General features: G+C 39.3%; 11 protein-coding genes and 1 riboswitch. Of the genes, 6 read left to right on the top strand and 5 right to left on the bottom strand.

The features are described from left to right. The first annotated feature begins 1,105 nt into the window (after nt 1-1,105). The gene (locus PSI23_RS15520) at nt 1,106-2,560 is read left to right on the top strand and encodes an alanine/glycine:cation symporter family protein (protein WP_373567344.1); all 1,455 of its coding nucleotides are present in this window, start codon (nt 1,106-1,108) and stop codon (nt 2,558-2,560) included. Nucleotides 2,561-2,776: 216 nt separating this feature from the next. Beyond that, a complete protein-coding gene (locus tag PSI23_RS15525; RefSeq protein WP_273555961.1) occupies nt 2,777-3,607 on the top strand; it encodes an N-acetylmuramoyl-L-alanine amidase in 831 nt (276 codons plus the stop codon). A gap of 49 nt (nt 3,608-3,656) precedes the next feature. On the opposite strand, the gene PSI23_RS15530 is transcribed toward PSI23_RS15525, so the two are convergent. Further along, nucleotides 3,657-4,043 (bottom strand): helix-turn-helix domain-containing protein, encoded by a 387-nt coding sequence (locus tag PSI23_RS15530; protein WP_273555962.1) that lies wholly within the window; start codon nt 4,041-4,043, stop codon nt 3,657-3,659. 509 nt (nt 4,044-4,552) lie between these two features. On the opposite strand from PSI23_RS15530, the gene PSI23_RS15535 reads away from it, so the two are divergent. From PSI23_RS15535 to thiD, 3 genes are all read left to right on the top strand, one after another. Beyond that, entirely contained in the window at nt 4,553-5,917 is a 1,365-nt protein-coding gene (locus PSI23_RS15535) for an amino acid permease (RefSeq protein ID WP_273555937.1), read from the top strand. A gap of 740 nt (nt 5,918-6,657) precedes the next feature. After that, nucleotides 6,658-6,867 carry a transcription antiterminator/RNA stability regulator CspE gene (gene cspE, locus PSI23_RS15540; RefSeq protein WP_273555938.1) on the top strand — a complete coding sequence of 70 codons (210 nt, stop codon included), beginning with the start codon at nt 6,658-6,660 and terminating at the stop codon, nt 6,865-6,867. Nucleotides 6,868-6,991: 124 nt separating this feature from the next. Then, a riboswitch (TPP riboswitch) is annotated at nt 6,992-7,084 on the top strand. Nucleotides 7,085-7,125: 41 nt separating this feature from the next. Further along, a complete protein-coding gene (thiD, locus tag PSI23_RS15545) occupies nt 7,126-7,926 on the top strand; it encodes a bifunctional hydroxymethylpyrimidine kinase/phosphomethylpyrimidine kinase (protein WP_273555963.1) in 801 nt (266 codons plus the stop codon). Nucleotides 7,927-8,035: 109 nt separating this feature from the next. Here thiD and fbaB read toward each other — a convergent pair whose 3' ends face one another. Further along, complete coding sequence (fbaB, locus tag PSI23_RS15550) at nt 8,036-9,085, bottom strand: class I fructose-bisphosphate aldolase (RefSeq protein WP_273555939.1); 1,050 nt, start codon at nt 9,083-9,085, stop codon at nt 8,036-8,038. A 608-nt stretch (nt 9,086-9,693) separates the two neighbouring features. Further along, nucleotides 9,694-11,070 (bottom strand): prephenate-dependent tRNA uridine(34) hydroxylase TrhP, encoded by a 1,377-nt coding sequence (trhP, locus tag PSI23_RS15555; RefSeq protein ID WP_273555940.1) that lies wholly within the window; start codon nt 11,068-11,070, stop codon nt 9,694-9,696. Between the two features lie 498 nt (nt 11,071-11,568). Between trhP and PSI23_RS15560 the strand changes: the two genes are divergently transcribed. Beyond that, nucleotides 11,569-12,723 (top strand): MFS transporter, encoded by a 1,155-nt coding sequence (locus PSI23_RS15560; protein WP_273555941.1) that lies wholly within the window; start codon nt 11,569-11,571, stop codon nt 12,721-12,723. 116 nt (nt 12,724-12,839) lie between these two features. Here the strand turns inward: PSI23_RS15560 and baeR are convergent, their stop codons facing one another. Then, complete coding sequence (baeR, locus tag PSI23_RS15565; protein WP_273555942.1) at nt 12,840-13,547, bottom strand: envelope stress response regulator BaeR; 708 nt, start codon at nt 13,545-13,547, stop codon at nt 12,840-12,842. Next, a complete protein-coding gene (baeS, locus tag PSI23_RS15570) occupies nt 13,547-14,947 on the bottom strand; it encodes an envelope stress sensor histidine kinase BaeS (protein ID WP_273555964.1) in 1,401 nt (466 codons plus the stop codon). Before baeS ends, baeR begins: the two co-directional genes overlap by 1 nt. Between the last annotated feature and the right edge of the window lie 8 nt (nt 14,948-14,955).

Below are 14,955 nucleotides of genomic sequence, written 5' to 3' on the forward strand. Positions count from 1 at the left end.
AAGCAAAGACACTTAGCTTGAACGAAGAGAAAGCAGCGTCATTTAGGCGCAGTCGGTAACATGCCCTTATAGGGCTAGAGCAAACCACCCGCTATGCGGGTGGTTCTGATTAACTTAAGCATATAGTAAGCTCTATGTACTGTTTTTTGCTATTTTTTCCACAAGCTTATTGTACTCTTTCCAAACAACGGATACTGGTGAGTTTAAACAGCAGATAGAGATTGAACCACCTGTTGCAGGATGATATTCATACTTTGATTTTCCTCTATAAACTCTCTTGGGCAGTATGTTGTCCGCAGGATTCTTTCTTTTTCGCTCTAACATCAATTATAACCTCACTTGCAGATTATCTGATGGCCAGATAGTGGATTATTAACATCTTGCTAACCCGTTATTGTTGTTTCCTATTGTAAAAATAACAACTGAAAATTTTAATACGCGATGGTGGCTTTTTCCAACTATCACAGTATTAAAATTTAATAATCTCATTTGGAGAAAGATATTACTATATGTTTTCGTAAATATTAGAAATTTCAAGATTAAATTTTGTAATTCACCCACTTTTTTAATGAATTCGGTGATTACTACATTAGTGATATAGCAGAGCGTGATTATCTAAATTTACTCTGTGCATTTTGTTTGGGTGCATCAATAACTTCCAGTTAACACATTCTTTTCATTTGGTTATTGTATTGGCATTGTTTTTAAAAGGTTTTATTTTTGTTGATGATATGTTTTGTGTTTTGGGTGGGGCGTTAATTAATTTATGTCTATTGCTTATATATAAGAAGAAAATTAACCCGCAACTCTTGTTCGTGAAATGCACTTAATCAGCTCAAAATAGGGAATAAAGCGTTTATGGCGAATAGATAACTATTTAATTTTTCTAAAGTAAATGTAAAAATTTCATTAAAAGTTACACATTGAAATTGATATTGTGTTACATTCTTTCCGTTTTTACTGGCTAGTATCTCTGTGTTTTTGTATACAGAATTTTGTTACTTGTTAAGTATAAAGGAAATTAAGCACAATAAAATTTCACCGGATACGGCACTATGGTCAGCTAATGTTTGCTAATTAGTAAGAGGAAAATATCTTGACGGATCTGATTAACTTCATTAACTTCATTAACAACATCCTTTGGGACTACGCACTAATATACCTGCTTCTTGCGGTTGGTCTTTACTTCACACTGCGTTCTGGTTTTATACAGCTTCGTCATTTTGGTCATATGTTTTCAGTTCTGAAAGATAGTAATAAATCAGATAATTCTGGTATTTCATCTTTTCAGGCTTTATGTACCAGCCTTGCTGCTCGTGTGGGAACCGGTAACTTAGCAGGAGTTGCCATTGCAATTACTGCAGGTGGGCCAGGGGCTATTTTCTGGATGTGGGTAGTGGCATTTATTGGTATGGCAACTTCCTTTGTGGAAAGCACGCTTGCCCAGTTGTACAAGACGAAAGACGATCAGGGAAATTATCGCGGTGGCCCGGCTTACTACATGGAAAAAGGGTTGAAGAAGCGATGGATGGGAGTATTGTTTTCATTCTTCCTTATTATCGCGTTTGGTCTTGTATTTAATGCTGTCCAAGCAAATTCAATTGCGGAAGCGGCTGCCTTTGCCTTTCATGTCAAACCATTTTATGTCGGTATTGTCTTAGTCATTATTAGTGGCACAATTATTTTCGGTGGGCTGCGTTCCATTGCCCGAGTAGCGGAATTGGTTGTACCGTTCATGGCTGGCGCTTATTTAATACTGGCATTTTGGGTTGTTGGTCACAATATTGAACGCATCCCAGCGGTATTTGCATTAATTATCAAGAGCGCCTTTGGCCTTCAGGAAGCAATAGCAGGAACATTAGGCTACGGCATCTCTCAGGCAATGACTCAGGGTGTTCAGCGTGGGTTATTTTCGAATGAAGCAGGGATGGGATCTGCGCCGAATGCTGCGGCATCAGCTTCCCCATATCCACCACATCCAGCCTCTCAGGGTTATGTGCAGATGTTGGGTGTATTTATGGATACGATCGTTATCTGTAGTGCAACGGCAGTTATTATCCTTTCTTCCGGAATTCTCGATGATAATGTCACTGCTATCAGCGGAATTGAATTGACTCAGAGGGCATTATCAACAGCTGTTGGGCATTGGGGAACGACATTCATTGCGATTGCCATTTTCTTCTTTGCTTTCACATCGATTATTGCCAACTATGCTTATGCTGAAAGCAACATGATATTTTTGGAGCGCAACCACACTGCTGGATTATTTATTTTGCGGTTGGCTGCATTGGGTATGGTAATGTTTGGTGCATTGGCAGAAGTCCCTCTGGTTTGGAGTATGGCTAATCTATCAATGGCATGTATGGCTATTGTTAACTTGATTGCCATACTTATGTTGTCAGGCGTTGCAATAAAGTTGGCGAAGGATTATAACCGACAGAGAAAATTAGGTCAGTTGCCAACATTTAATATCAATTCGTACCCAGAGATTCAACAGCAAGTTGAAAAAGGTATTTGGGATAATGATATATCGCATAACAGCGAGAAGGGTAATCGCTGATACTGAAATGCCTCTATAGGGGATATCAGTAACGGGGTATTACTCGCATCAGGTAAAACTTTATTAGCCAGCCATTCGAACGTTCTGCGAATGGCTGGCTTTTATTTGTTCTTAAAAGCATGCTGATAAGCAAAAAGTATCACATCTATTTTAGTTTCATCTAGTATATAATCATTATAATGTTATCTTTTCCTGCAAAATAGCTGACCCAACATGATAAAACGATTAATGATAAGTATGTTTATCACATTGTTGATTGGTTGTTCTTATTCCCCTGAACGAGAAGATAGAAATGGGTATATTGTTGACCACTCCTATCCTTATTCGACTAAGCAAGGTATTGACTCAATTAGATTTATTGTCCTCCATTATACTGCGTTGGATGATAAAAAATCTTTACGGGCATTAACGGGAGGTCGTGTTAGTATTCATTACCTTATTCCCTCGCAGCCGCAGTATGAGAATAAAGAACCGATTATTTTTCAATTGGTTTCAGAAAAGGAAAGAGCATGGCACGCGGGAAAGAGTGAATGGAATAGATACCAAAACTTAAATCGTTATTCTATTGGTATTGAAATTGTTAATTGTGGGTTTAAGCAAGAGTTTATTAAAAAAGAATGGTGTTTATATCATCCGTCACAAATTGATACCGTTATCCGATTGCTAAAAGATATTATTCATAGGTATAAAATTAAAGCTGTTAATGTTGTGGGTCATAGCGACATAGCACCATTGAGAAAAAAAGATCCCGGGCCTGTTTTTCCGTGGCGTGAGCTTTATGAACAAGGAATTGGTGCTTGGCCTGATGACGCAACAGTGAATAAATATTTGGCTGGTAGGGCACCTAATTTTCCTGTGTCAGTGATGGCAATTCAGAAAGCGCTGGCTCTTTATGGCTATAGTATCCCTCAAACGGGACTCTTGGATAACACTTCTTATAGAACTATTCAAGCCTTTCAGATGCATTTTCGTCCGTCAGACATTAGCGGTATCCCCGATGCAGAAACGGAAGCAATCGCTTTGGCGTTAATCGAGAAGTACCAATAATGATTTAGGCATAGCGGCCTTGGTGAATGGCCGCTGATGATACCGAGCTTCATGGTTCGCAGTTGTAAGTGAGATGTAATGGAACTTTAACTTCAAGTTCAATATCTGTACTTTGGCGAAAATCGTGAGGCGTAATGCCATATTCTTTACGGAACATATAAGTGAAATGGGATTGAGAGCCAAAGCCGAAATCCAAAGCAATATCAAAAATAGGCAAGGAACTATTTTTCAGCAGAAAAACAGTGCCAGCCAAGCGTCGTTGGCGAATGTACTTCCCAAGAGATATGCCGGTAACTTCCTTGAATATTTTCTGCATGTGCCAAAGTGAATAGCCAGAGTAAGCAGCAAGCTCTTCAAGATGAATGACACGGCCAAGATGGTTTTCAATCCATTTACTCAGTGCGCATACAAGTGCTAAGTGGTTATCTTGTGCCATTACAATTTTAAACTGGTTGAAGGTTGAGGGAGTATACACAACTTCTTTTCAAGATGACAAAATCGATTATTATAGGGGGTACAACGACCAGATGAAAATTTTAACACGCTATCATCACTCTATCATATGATAACTCACCATAATATTTTATTTTAAAGTTAACAACAATGGAATAATCATAAGGTGGTCTAATTAAACACTAAATAAGTTCTTTTAACTCTGTGCTCAATATTGATTAACATACATTTACGGTATTCATTCTTTGTAAATGATGTTTTAATATCCACCTGATACGAATTAACACACTCAATATTGCGTTAAATTAGTATATAACTCAATCACTACAATATATTGAGGGAATCACGTTGAGGAAATTTGGATTCGACAAATCTTGTATAAGTTGGGAAAGATAGGAAAATATCTGGTTCAATTCAGATTTAACGATTTAAAACAATAAATTAAATAGCTTTTAATGAGACGGGTTCTAAACATCGTAAAAAGAGGACTAGATGGCGGAACAACAAGAACAACAATCAACGCTTAAGCGTGGTTTAAAGAACAGGCATATTCAGCTTATTGCCCTTGGTGGCGCAGTAGGAACCGGGTTATTTTTGGGTATTGCTCAAACCATCAAAATGGCGGGGCCTTCGGTGCTCCTTGGGTATGCAATTGGTGGGTTTATTGCATTTTTGATTATGCGCCAATTAGGTGAGATGGTTGTTGAGGAGCCTGTAGCGGGATCATTTAGCCACTTTGCTTATAAATATTGGGGAAATTTTGCCGGTTTCCTATCAGGTTGGAATTACTGGGCAATGTTTATTTTGGTTGGAATGGCTGAGTTAACGGCTGTTGGTATATATATCCAATATTGGTGGCCGGAAGTTCCAACATGGGTTTCTGCTGCAATATTCTTTGTACTGATCAATCTTATCAACCTAATTAATGTTCGGTTATATGGCGAAACTGAATTTTGGTTCTCTCTCATTAAAGTCAGTGCGATCATCGGGATGATTATCTTTGGGAGCTATTTACTGATCAGCGGTAATGGTGGCCCACAGGCAAGCATCACCAATTTATGGCAGCAGGGCGGTTTTATGCCAAATGGAATTTCTGGCTTGATTATGGCGATGGCCGTGATCATGTTTTCATTTGGTGGTCTGGAAACCGTGGGCATTACAGCAGCAGAAGCAGAAAATCCTGAAAAAAATATCCCAAAAGCAACTAACCAAGTTGTTTATCGAATCTTACTGTTTTATATCGGTTCATTGGCTATTTTGCTGTCGCTGTATCCATGGGCGAATGTGGTAGAAGGTGGTAGCCCATTTGTTTTGATCTTTCATAACTTGGATAGCTTCTGGGTAGCGAATGTTCTGAATGTGGTGGTACTAACGGCGGCCTTATCTGTTTATAACAGTGGTGTATATTGTAATAGTCGGATGTTGTATGGTTTGGCTAAACAAGGTAATGCCCCTCGTATACTCACAAAAGTTAACAAACGTAGTGTGCCGGTCTTGTCTATTGGTTTATCCGCGCTGGCAACATCGATTGGAGTATTGGTTAACTATGTAATGCCTGGTAAAGCATTTGAACTGTTAATGGCATTAGTGGTAACTACACTAGTCATTAACTGGATTATGATTTGTTTTGCTCACCTGAAATTCCGTGCAGCCAAGAATAAAGAAGGTATCAAAACGAAGTTTCAGGCACTGTGGTATCCATTTGGGAACTATCTGTGTTTGGCATTCCTGGCGTTCATTCTCATCATTATTCTAATGATGCCACCAATTCGTATTTCGGTTATTTTAATGCCGTTTTGGATTGTGGTCTTATGGGGTGGATACTTGATCGCTCAATCTAAGAAAACTAAGAAATAAGTAGACTGGTTGTTAATCCATTCAGTGTTTTTTCAGCTGGGTGTACAATCCCCGGCTGAAAAAACACTGAATGTCAATTCCCCACCTATTCTGAAGCCGCATTTTTCCCATAAATCAGAAGAAGAGTATTTGTGATCTTTTTCTGACAATATAACTTCATTTTAAATTCCAACTACTTCAATACGATGTACTTAATGGGATCAGTTTATCGTATAGAAGTAAACATATGGAGAAATATCTAAAAACGTCTTATAAATATTATAATTGAATAATATTTAATAAATGATAGACAAAAAGTAAGTTGGTTACATGTAAAAAAATTATATTGTATGTTCAAAAAGAATGATTGAAATTAATCATGATTTTTATAGTTATCTAAAATGGATTTTGCATAACTATAACTCTCTGGTCTACAACATAACAGATGTGAAAAACAGCATTATGTATTAAGTTTATTAAAGTGATTTCTTTGGGTTGAAATTTTCTTTTTACGTTTATTCATATGGTTAGGTGACTTAAAAATTATTAAGCAATTTCAAATTGGAACGGATATTAAGAATTTTAAATATGTGCGTTGGCTCCAGCACCTGAAAAAAATGGCTTGCGATTATATAAAGAGTATGTGATAAAACACGTGGGTAAACGAAGTGCTGTTCTGTTAATTAATAACAGAAACTAATACGAGTTTGTTTATTTTTATGCCAACAGGCTAATAAAGTGATTCAAAGGAAATTTTTGAAATGGCAAAAATCACTGGTACTGTGAAGTGGTTCAACGAGTCTAAAGGTTTTGGTTTTATTACTCCAGCTGATGGTAGCAAAGATGTATTTGTACATTTTTCTGCAATTATGAAAGATGGGTTTAAAACATTGTCTGAAGGCCAACAAGTTGAGTTTGAAATTCAGGATGGTCCTAAAGGTCCTGCTGCTGCAAACGTATCAACTTTATAGTAATAAATTTAATTTGGTTAGTATTTTATTACTGGCTAAATATATTTATCGTCAGTCTAGTTTTATTATCTGATGATAAGTTATTGCAAATATCACTCTATTGGGATACTAATAGAGTGATTTTTATTTTGACTCGGGGCGTTCTTTATTGAACTGAGAAGTACCCGTATTACCTGATCTGGATAATGCCAGCGTAGGGAAGTCATGGTATCTCTAGTTCCGATACCCACTTTTCTTTAGCTGGTGGTAGGAATCACCATTATGAGAATTAATTCACTGACGATCGCGGGAACAGATCCTAGCGGTGGAGCCGGCATTCAAGCCGATTTAAAAACCTTTTCCGCACTTGGTGCTTATGGTACGACAGTTATCACTGCGTTGGTTGCGCAAAATACAATGGGCGTACAATCGGTTTATAACCTTGATCCTCTCTTTGTTGCTGCTCAGTTAGAATCAGTGCTTTCAGATGTCAGAATTGATAGTGCTAAAATTGGTATGTTGTCGAATGCTGCCAATATCGCGGTAGTAGCAGAATCATTGCATCGTTATCCTATTCCCTACATTGTATTGGATACTGTTATGGTGGCGAAAAGCGGTGATCCCTTGTTATCACCGGAGGCTATTACAGCGATGGTAGAACAATTATTGCCGAGCGTTTCTTTGATCACTCCCAACTTGCCGGAAGCAGCAGCCATATTAAAATGTGATATTGCCAATACTGAAAATGAAATGTTACAGCAGGGGCGCGCATTACGTGCAATGGGATGTCAGGCAGTTTTATTGAAAGGTGGGCATTTGAATAATGCGGAAAGCCCTGATTGGCTTTTTACCCCGGAAAGGGAGTGGCGTTTTACCGCTCCGAGAGTAAATACGCGGCATACTCATGGAACTGGTTGTACTTTGTCTGCTGCACTTGCTGCATTGCGCCCACGTTATTCAGATTGGCAAAGTACACTACCGGTTGCGAAAACATATTTACAAAATGCACTAATACAGGCGGATAGTTTAGAAGTTGGTCATGGTATTGGGCCAGTACATCATTTTCATCAATGGTGGTGAATTGAGAATTTTATTTTCTCTGAAAATACTTTGCCTTGGATAATATCATGCTTGAGTAATGGGGACACAGAGATCCCCATCTTGACGCTGGTGTGCCCAGAAATTTTGATTAGGCGATAGTAATTTTCTTATCGAGATAGACATCCTGTACGGAGTGGATCAACTCAACGCCTTCTTTCATCGATTTCTTGAACGCTTTGCGCCCAAGAATCAATCCCATTCCTCCGGCACGTTTATTGATGACAGCCGTGCGGACTGAATCACTTAAATCATTATTTCCGGAAGCACCACCTGAATTGATTAATCCAGCGCGTCCCATATAACAGTTAGCAAGTTGATAGCGAACGAGATCAATCGGATGTTCAGTGGTTAAATCGCTGTAGACGCGTTTATCTGTGTGCCCGAATCCAATCGCAGTATAGCCACCATTCGTTTCAGCCATTTTTTGTTTAACGATATCAGCACCGATTGTTGCTGCCAGATGGTTTGCTTGACCGGTTAAATCGGCGCTGGTGTGGTAATCAACCCCATTTTTCTTGAAAGCTGAGTTGCGCAGATAAGCCCATAATACGGTGACCATGCCTAGTTCGTGAGCGCGTTCAAAAGCGGCTGAAATTTCTTCTATTTGGCGGCGTGATTCGGGAGAGCCGTAATAGATTGTCGCACCTACTGCAACTGCACCCATGTTAAATGCTTGCTCGACACTGGCATACAAAGTTTGATCATATTGAGCCGGGTAGGTCAACGCCTCATTGTGGTTGAGCTTGACCAGAAATGGAATCTTATGGGCATAACGACGAGAAACAGACGCCAGAACACCATAAGTTGAAGCAACACAGTTACAGCCAGCTTCAATTGCCAGTTCAACGATATTTTTGGGATCAAAATAGAGAGGATTGGCAGCAAAAGAAGCGCTGGCAGAATGTTCAACTCCCTGATCTACCGGCAAAATTGAGAGATAACCAGTGCCTGCCAGACGGCCATGATTCAGTAAGGTTTGCATGGAACGAAGGACAGTATTGGGGCGGTTATTTTCAAGCATTACTCTATCGACAAAATCTGTACCTGGGAGATAGAGATTTTCACGTGGAATAGTATTGCATTGATGTTGCAATAAACTTTCTGCGTCTTTTCCTAACAACTTAGCAATATCAGTCATAATTAACTCCAGTTTGCAAAAGGCGCTACTGATTGTTGTTTATATTCGAGCTGATCACAAGGGAAGTAGAGGGGGAAGCAGCAGTGGATCGCTTCAGTCAATACAAATGTTGCTAAAATTTAATCATTTTGCATAACAATAAAGAAAGATAATATGTATCTGGCTTGATTTATTTGGATTGGTGATGGGTAAATATTGTAGTTATTCATGGATTGAATGATTTCGATTATTTTTTTGTAAAATTTCCTTCATTAAACTGAATAAATTCTAACAATATTTATTGGAATACTGTTTTCTTGGTTATCATAATTAGCGTTACTAATAGGAGTTCAATAAATATCCAATATAAATTAGTAATCATTAAATCAATTTATGTCTAATGAAGGTGGTTTTTTAATGTATTGAATTTATTGAGTTATTTATTCTTTAATGTAAAAGAAAAGGCCAGCCCAAGGGAGATTGAGCTAGCCAAGGAGGTGGTTCCTAGTCTTACAGTAAAACTTTTTTAGTTCTTTATTTTTCAGGGATGATAATACGAGAAATAAAATAGCATTGATGTGATCTGTTTCTAAAAAAATAGATCAATTTCTTTAAAATCTTATTTCTAATTATTTCACTTGTAATTCTTGTAGGTAAGATGTTCTGGTATTGCCGCCTTTTAATTTCCGGACAAGCAAAGCATAATCCAGCTCGATTTCTTCAGGAATAGGAAGATAAACGATATGTCCATCACCCGGTGCAACTTCTACAGTTTGGCCTTTTTTATTTGCCATGGTTTCTAACGTGAAGTTAATATTGCCTGATGGCGTCATGAGTTCCAGATTATCCCCAACAAGAAATTTATTCTTCACGGCGACTTCAGCCAAGCCATTGACTCGATTACCAGTAAGCTCTCCAACAAATTGTTGAGTGTCTGACACTGAATAGCCGTATTCATAGGTTTGGTAGGCATCATGAGTATGGCGGCGCAGAAAACCTTCTGTATAGCCACGATGTGCCAAACCTTCCAGTGTGGTCATTAACGTTGGGTCGAAAGGCTTTCCGGCAACGGCATCATCTATAGCACGACGATATACCTGAGCGGTGCGGGCACAATAATAGAAAGATTTGGTACGGCCTTCTATTTTCAGTGAGTGAACACCCATCTTTGTTAATCTTTCCACATGCTCAATGGCACGTAAGTCCTTGGAGTTCATAATATAAGTACCATGTTCATCTTCAAACGCTGACATATATTCGCCAGGACGTTTGGCTTCTTCTATCATGAATACTTTATCTGTTGGCGCGCCTTGACCCAGTGTTGGCTCAATATTTTTGACAGGGATAGGATCGTGCAAATGGACAATATTTCCGACAGTGTCTTCTTTGCCTTCCTGCACATTGTACTCCCAGCGGCAGGCATTAGTGCATGTGCCCTGATTGGGATCGCGTTTATTGATATAACCCGATAACAGGCAGCGACCGGAATAAGCCATACAGAGTGCACCATGCACAAAAATCTCAAGTTCCATATCAGGTACTTGCTGGCGGATTTCAGCGATTTCTTCCAGTGAGAGTTCACGGGAGAGAATGACTCGCGTCAGTCCCATCTGTTTCCAGAATTTTACAGTGGCCCAGTTTACAGCATTGGCTTGAACTGAAAGATGAATATCTATTTCAGGAAATGCTTCACGTACCATCATAATCAAGCCCGGATCAGACATAATCAACGCATCAGGTCCCATTTCCACGACAGGTTTTAAATCACGGATAAAAGTTTTCAGCTTTGCGTTATGTGGTGCGATATTAACGACGACATAAAAACGCTTACCCAAGTCGTGAGCTTCCTTAATGCCCTGAGCCAATGTTTCATGGTTAAATTCATTATTTCGAACACGCAGGCTATAACGGGGTTGTCCGGCATAAATGGCATCTGCGCCATAAGCGAATGCGTAACGCATGTTTTTCAAAGAGCCGGCAGGAGAAAGTAATTCTGGAGTAAACATATTTTTAACGTTCTCGGTCTGAGTTCAAGTCAGTCCTTACCCAGACTTCATTATCATTACTAAGGGTAAGGTTTAAAGGAGGGGGATTTTAGCGCCTATACCATCATTAGCACAAATATATTATGGAAATATAATGATGCTACGTCCTGTATATACCCAATGGATTTCAAGATGCGTCGCGAGTTAATAATTGTATCTGTTAATCGTGTTTGGTCAGATCACGAATGTTTTCTGTCGGCCCGATTTATTTATTCTCACCTCATGGCAGGCTTTATCGGAAGAGTTGACTTGCACAGAGTGAATAGATTTGACAAAAAAATTTATCTCCCATCCCTCTATTTTATAGAGCACGATGACTATTTTGTATTTGTCGATTAATTTATAACTACTTCCAAATTGGATGCTGCACGAATATATTACAGTATCTCTTATTCAGAGATAATTACACACCGTAACAATAATAACCTGATTAATTCAGCTTCTCATTAGGAGTTCCGCATGCCGGCAGCTATTTGGGCTCTAGCCATAGCAACATTTGGGATCGCTACAACCGAATTTATTGTCGCTGGTTTACTTCCTGAAATCGCAATCGAATTTAGTATTTCAATACCAACTGCGGGGTATATGGTAACCAGTTATGCACTTGGTGTATTTGTTGGAGCACCTGTTCTAATAATATTGGGGGGACGTATAGAAAGGAAAAAGATGCTTTCCGTGTTAATGATATTATTTATTATCGGAAATGCGCTGACTACTTTTTCCCCGACATTTTATCTGGCAATTATCGGTCGAATTGTGGCTTCTTTGACCCACGGTGCTTTTATGGGAATCGGTGCAATTATTGCTGCTGAGCTGGTGCCGGAAAATAAAAGAACTACTGCTATCGCATTTATGTTTAGCGGAATGACACTTGCCAACTTGGTTGGTATTCCACTTGGAACATGGATAGGGAAAGCAATTTCCTGGCGCGTCACTTTTGCAATAATTACTGTCATTGGCATTATTGCATTGTTTGGGATTTTAAAGTTATTACCTAAATTTGACCAAAAAGCGCCCGCCAGTATCAAAAAGGAATTGTTAGCTTTCACTAATATCCATGTCCTTTTGGCAATGGGGATTACCGTGTTGGGTCCTGCTGCATTTTTTACAACTATTACCTATATTGCTCCATTGATGATCAATATTGCTGGGTTCTCTGAGAGTGCAATAACATGGATTCTGCTGGTTTTGGGGCTGGGGTTTTTCTTTGGCAATATTGTTGGTGGGAAACTTGCCGATAAGGCAATGAGGCCATTGTTATATTGGACTCTAGGACTACAATCCTTTATTTTGTTTGTTTTCTGGCTTTATGGCGACAATCAATTTATTGCCTGTTTGAGTATATTTCTAATGGCAGCATGTGGTTTTGCCACAGTATCGCCAATCCAGCGTCTGGTGATGGATAAAGCTCAGGAAGCTGGTGCACCTAATCTTGTTTCTTCGGTTAATATTGGATTTTTTAATTTGGGCAATGCAGTCGGTGCATGGCTGGGTGGTGTGATTATCGCATCTAATTATGGCTACACAACCCTCAATCTGGCAGGTGGTTTATTAGCCTTGATGGCATTGTTATTAGCTGTCATTTCAGGCTTGATTGACCATAAAAGAGCTTAAGCATATAGTCTCAACATAAATATATAGCCTCAACAGTAACCGACATTATTATTAATGTTGGTTACTGTGCCCACATTGCAAATAGTACTCAATAAAACCAGTTGCGGTGGATATTGTTACATCAACCGACAGATTTCTGCTTCCCATCGATAACCCAATCCATAAATGGAACGGATAAATGATTTATCCTCATCCAATTGCTCCAGTTTCCTGCGTAAATTTTTAATGTGGCTATCAATAGTACGGTCGTTCACAATGCGATGATCGTTATAAAGATTATCCAATAACTGATCACGAGAAAAAACACGTCCTGGTTGAGTGGACATAATTTTGAGCAAGCGGAATTCAACCGGAGTGAGTTCAAGCACTTGTTCAAGGTAACGAGCCTGAAAGTGGTTTTCATCAATGGTCAGTGAGTTTTGCTCGCTAATGATATCTTTTGGACGGTAGCAACGACGCAAAATTACTTTTACTCTGGCAACTATTTCCCGTGGGCTATACGGTTTGCAGATATAATCGTCAGCTCCAATTTCCAGACCGAGTAACCGGTCAATCTCCTCTGTTTTGGCTGTCATCATTACAATCGGGATATCTGAAAATTTGCGGATTTCCCGACAGATCGATAACCCATCAAGGCCGGGCAGCATAAGATCAAGCAAGATAATATGGGGTTGGTATTTTTGAACATAAGCAATGACTTCATCACCACGTGTGAGCCATTGGGTTTGGTAATCCGCAGATTGTAGATAATCAACCAGTAATTGCCCCAACTTTGGTTCATCTTCAACGATTAGAACAGTATTTTGGGTTAGATGTGTACTCATTATGTTTCAAGTTTATATGCTTCAAGTTCAGATGATTTAATCAGCGGTAATACTACGTGAATTTTAATACCACCTAAAGGTGATATTTCAGCACGAATTATTCCATCATGGGCTTCAACGATATTATAGCAAATTGCCAGCCCAAGCCCTGAACCTCCGCTTGCGCGGTTGCGGGAAGATTCACATCGATAAAAACGCTCAAAAACCCGCTGACATTGCTCAACAGTCAGTCCGGGAGCACTATCCTGTAAATCGAATATCCATTTTTGCTGATCTGAATGTCCACGAATAATCACTTTTCCGTGCTTATTGGTATAACGCAGGCTATTTTCCAACAAATTGTGAAATAATTGTGTCAGTCGATTTGGATCTGCAAATAATGTCACATTTTCTTTTAAATTCAATTCCAAAGAGATTTGTTTATCTGCAAAGCGGCTATGATAATTCGCCACGGATATTTGCAGTAATTCACTGACATTAATAGGTTCTTTTCTATAGGCCAGTGAGCCTCGATTAGAGAGGGATAATAAATGCAAATCGTCTACCAGCTTTGTCAGAGTAGTCACTTCTGTGAGCAAAGAATGGATAGTTTCTTGTGTTGGTTTCCGCAAACCATCTTGCAAGGCTTCCAGCTCACCGCGCAAAACAGAAAGTGGGGTGCGTAGTTCATGGGAGATATCGGCCATATAATCACGGCGCATTTGTTCATTTTTTTCTAGCGTGCAGGCAAGCTGGTTAAAATCTGATGCTAATTTGCCTATTTCATCTTTACTGGATGGAATAACACGAACAGTAAAATCACCTGCTGCGAGTTTATGTGTACCTTCCACTAGCCGCTTAACAGGTCTTAAAAGACCACGGGAGAAAATAAAAGTGGCGATCAGTGCCAATAAAGTTGAAAAACCCGCAATAACCCAACTGGTGAATTGCTGCTGGTGAGCGAAACTAATGTCGGCCTGACGGGTAATTTTGTCAGATGGGCTGACAATGACCCAACCGACAGTCTTATTTTGATAGGTGACTGATTTGCGATAACTCCCCGCTGGAATATCACTAGAGTGCCCTACTAAACGATTCATTTGAGCATCTACAATCCAAAATTGAGGGCGCAAACCATGAGATTTGGTTTTCTGACGGGGATCGTTATCCTGTTCAACCGTGCGGATAATTTGAAATATCGCTCGATCATTTTGAGTCAGAAAATGCCAATTACCTTGTTTCTGGTACTGTTCTGTTAATGCTTCTGCCAGCCTATTAGCCTGCATTCGGCTATTTTGTTTGATATAGCCAATAAAACTATGCTGAAAACTGACATGAACTCCCCAGTGCATTGTGACCAATACCAGCATACAAGTAGCAAAAATTGCCAGAAAAAGTTTAGTTCTGATCCCCGTTTTTATCATGTATT

It is taken from the genome of Xenorhabdus yunnanensis (assembly GCF_028598805.1).
In the GTDB taxonomy this organism is placed as follows: Bacteria; Pseudomonadota; Gammaproteobacteria; order Enterobacterales; family Enterobacteriaceae; genus Xenorhabdus; species Xenorhabdus yunnanensis.

Coding starts and splice junctions, on each gene's coding strand:
- PSI23_RS15530 (WP_273555962.1), bottom strand. CDS start 4,043: ATGGCACAAGATAACCACTTAGCACTTGTATGCGCACTGAGTAAATGG.
- PSI23_RS15535 (WP_273555937.1), top strand. CDS start 4,553: ATGGCGGAACAACAAGAACAACAATCAACGCTTAAGCGTGGTTTAAAG.
- cspE (WP_273555938.1), top strand. CDS start 6,658: ATGGCAAAAATCACTGGTACTGTGAAGTGGTTCAACGAGTCTAAAGGT.
- fbaB (WP_273555939.1), bottom strand. CDS start 9,085: ATGACTGATATTGCTAAGTTGTTAGGAAAAGACGCAGAAAGTTTATTG.
- trhP (WP_273555940.1), bottom strand. CDS start 11,070: ATGTTTACTCCAGAATTACTTTCTCCTGCCGGCTCTTTGAAAAACATG.
- PSI23_RS15560 (WP_273555941.1), top strand. CDS start 11,569: ATGCCGGCAGCTATTTGGGCTCTAGCCATAGCAACATTTGGGATCGCT.
- baeR (WP_273555942.1), bottom strand. CDS start 13,547: ATGAGTACACATCTAACCCAAAATACTGTTCTAATCGTTGAAGATGAA.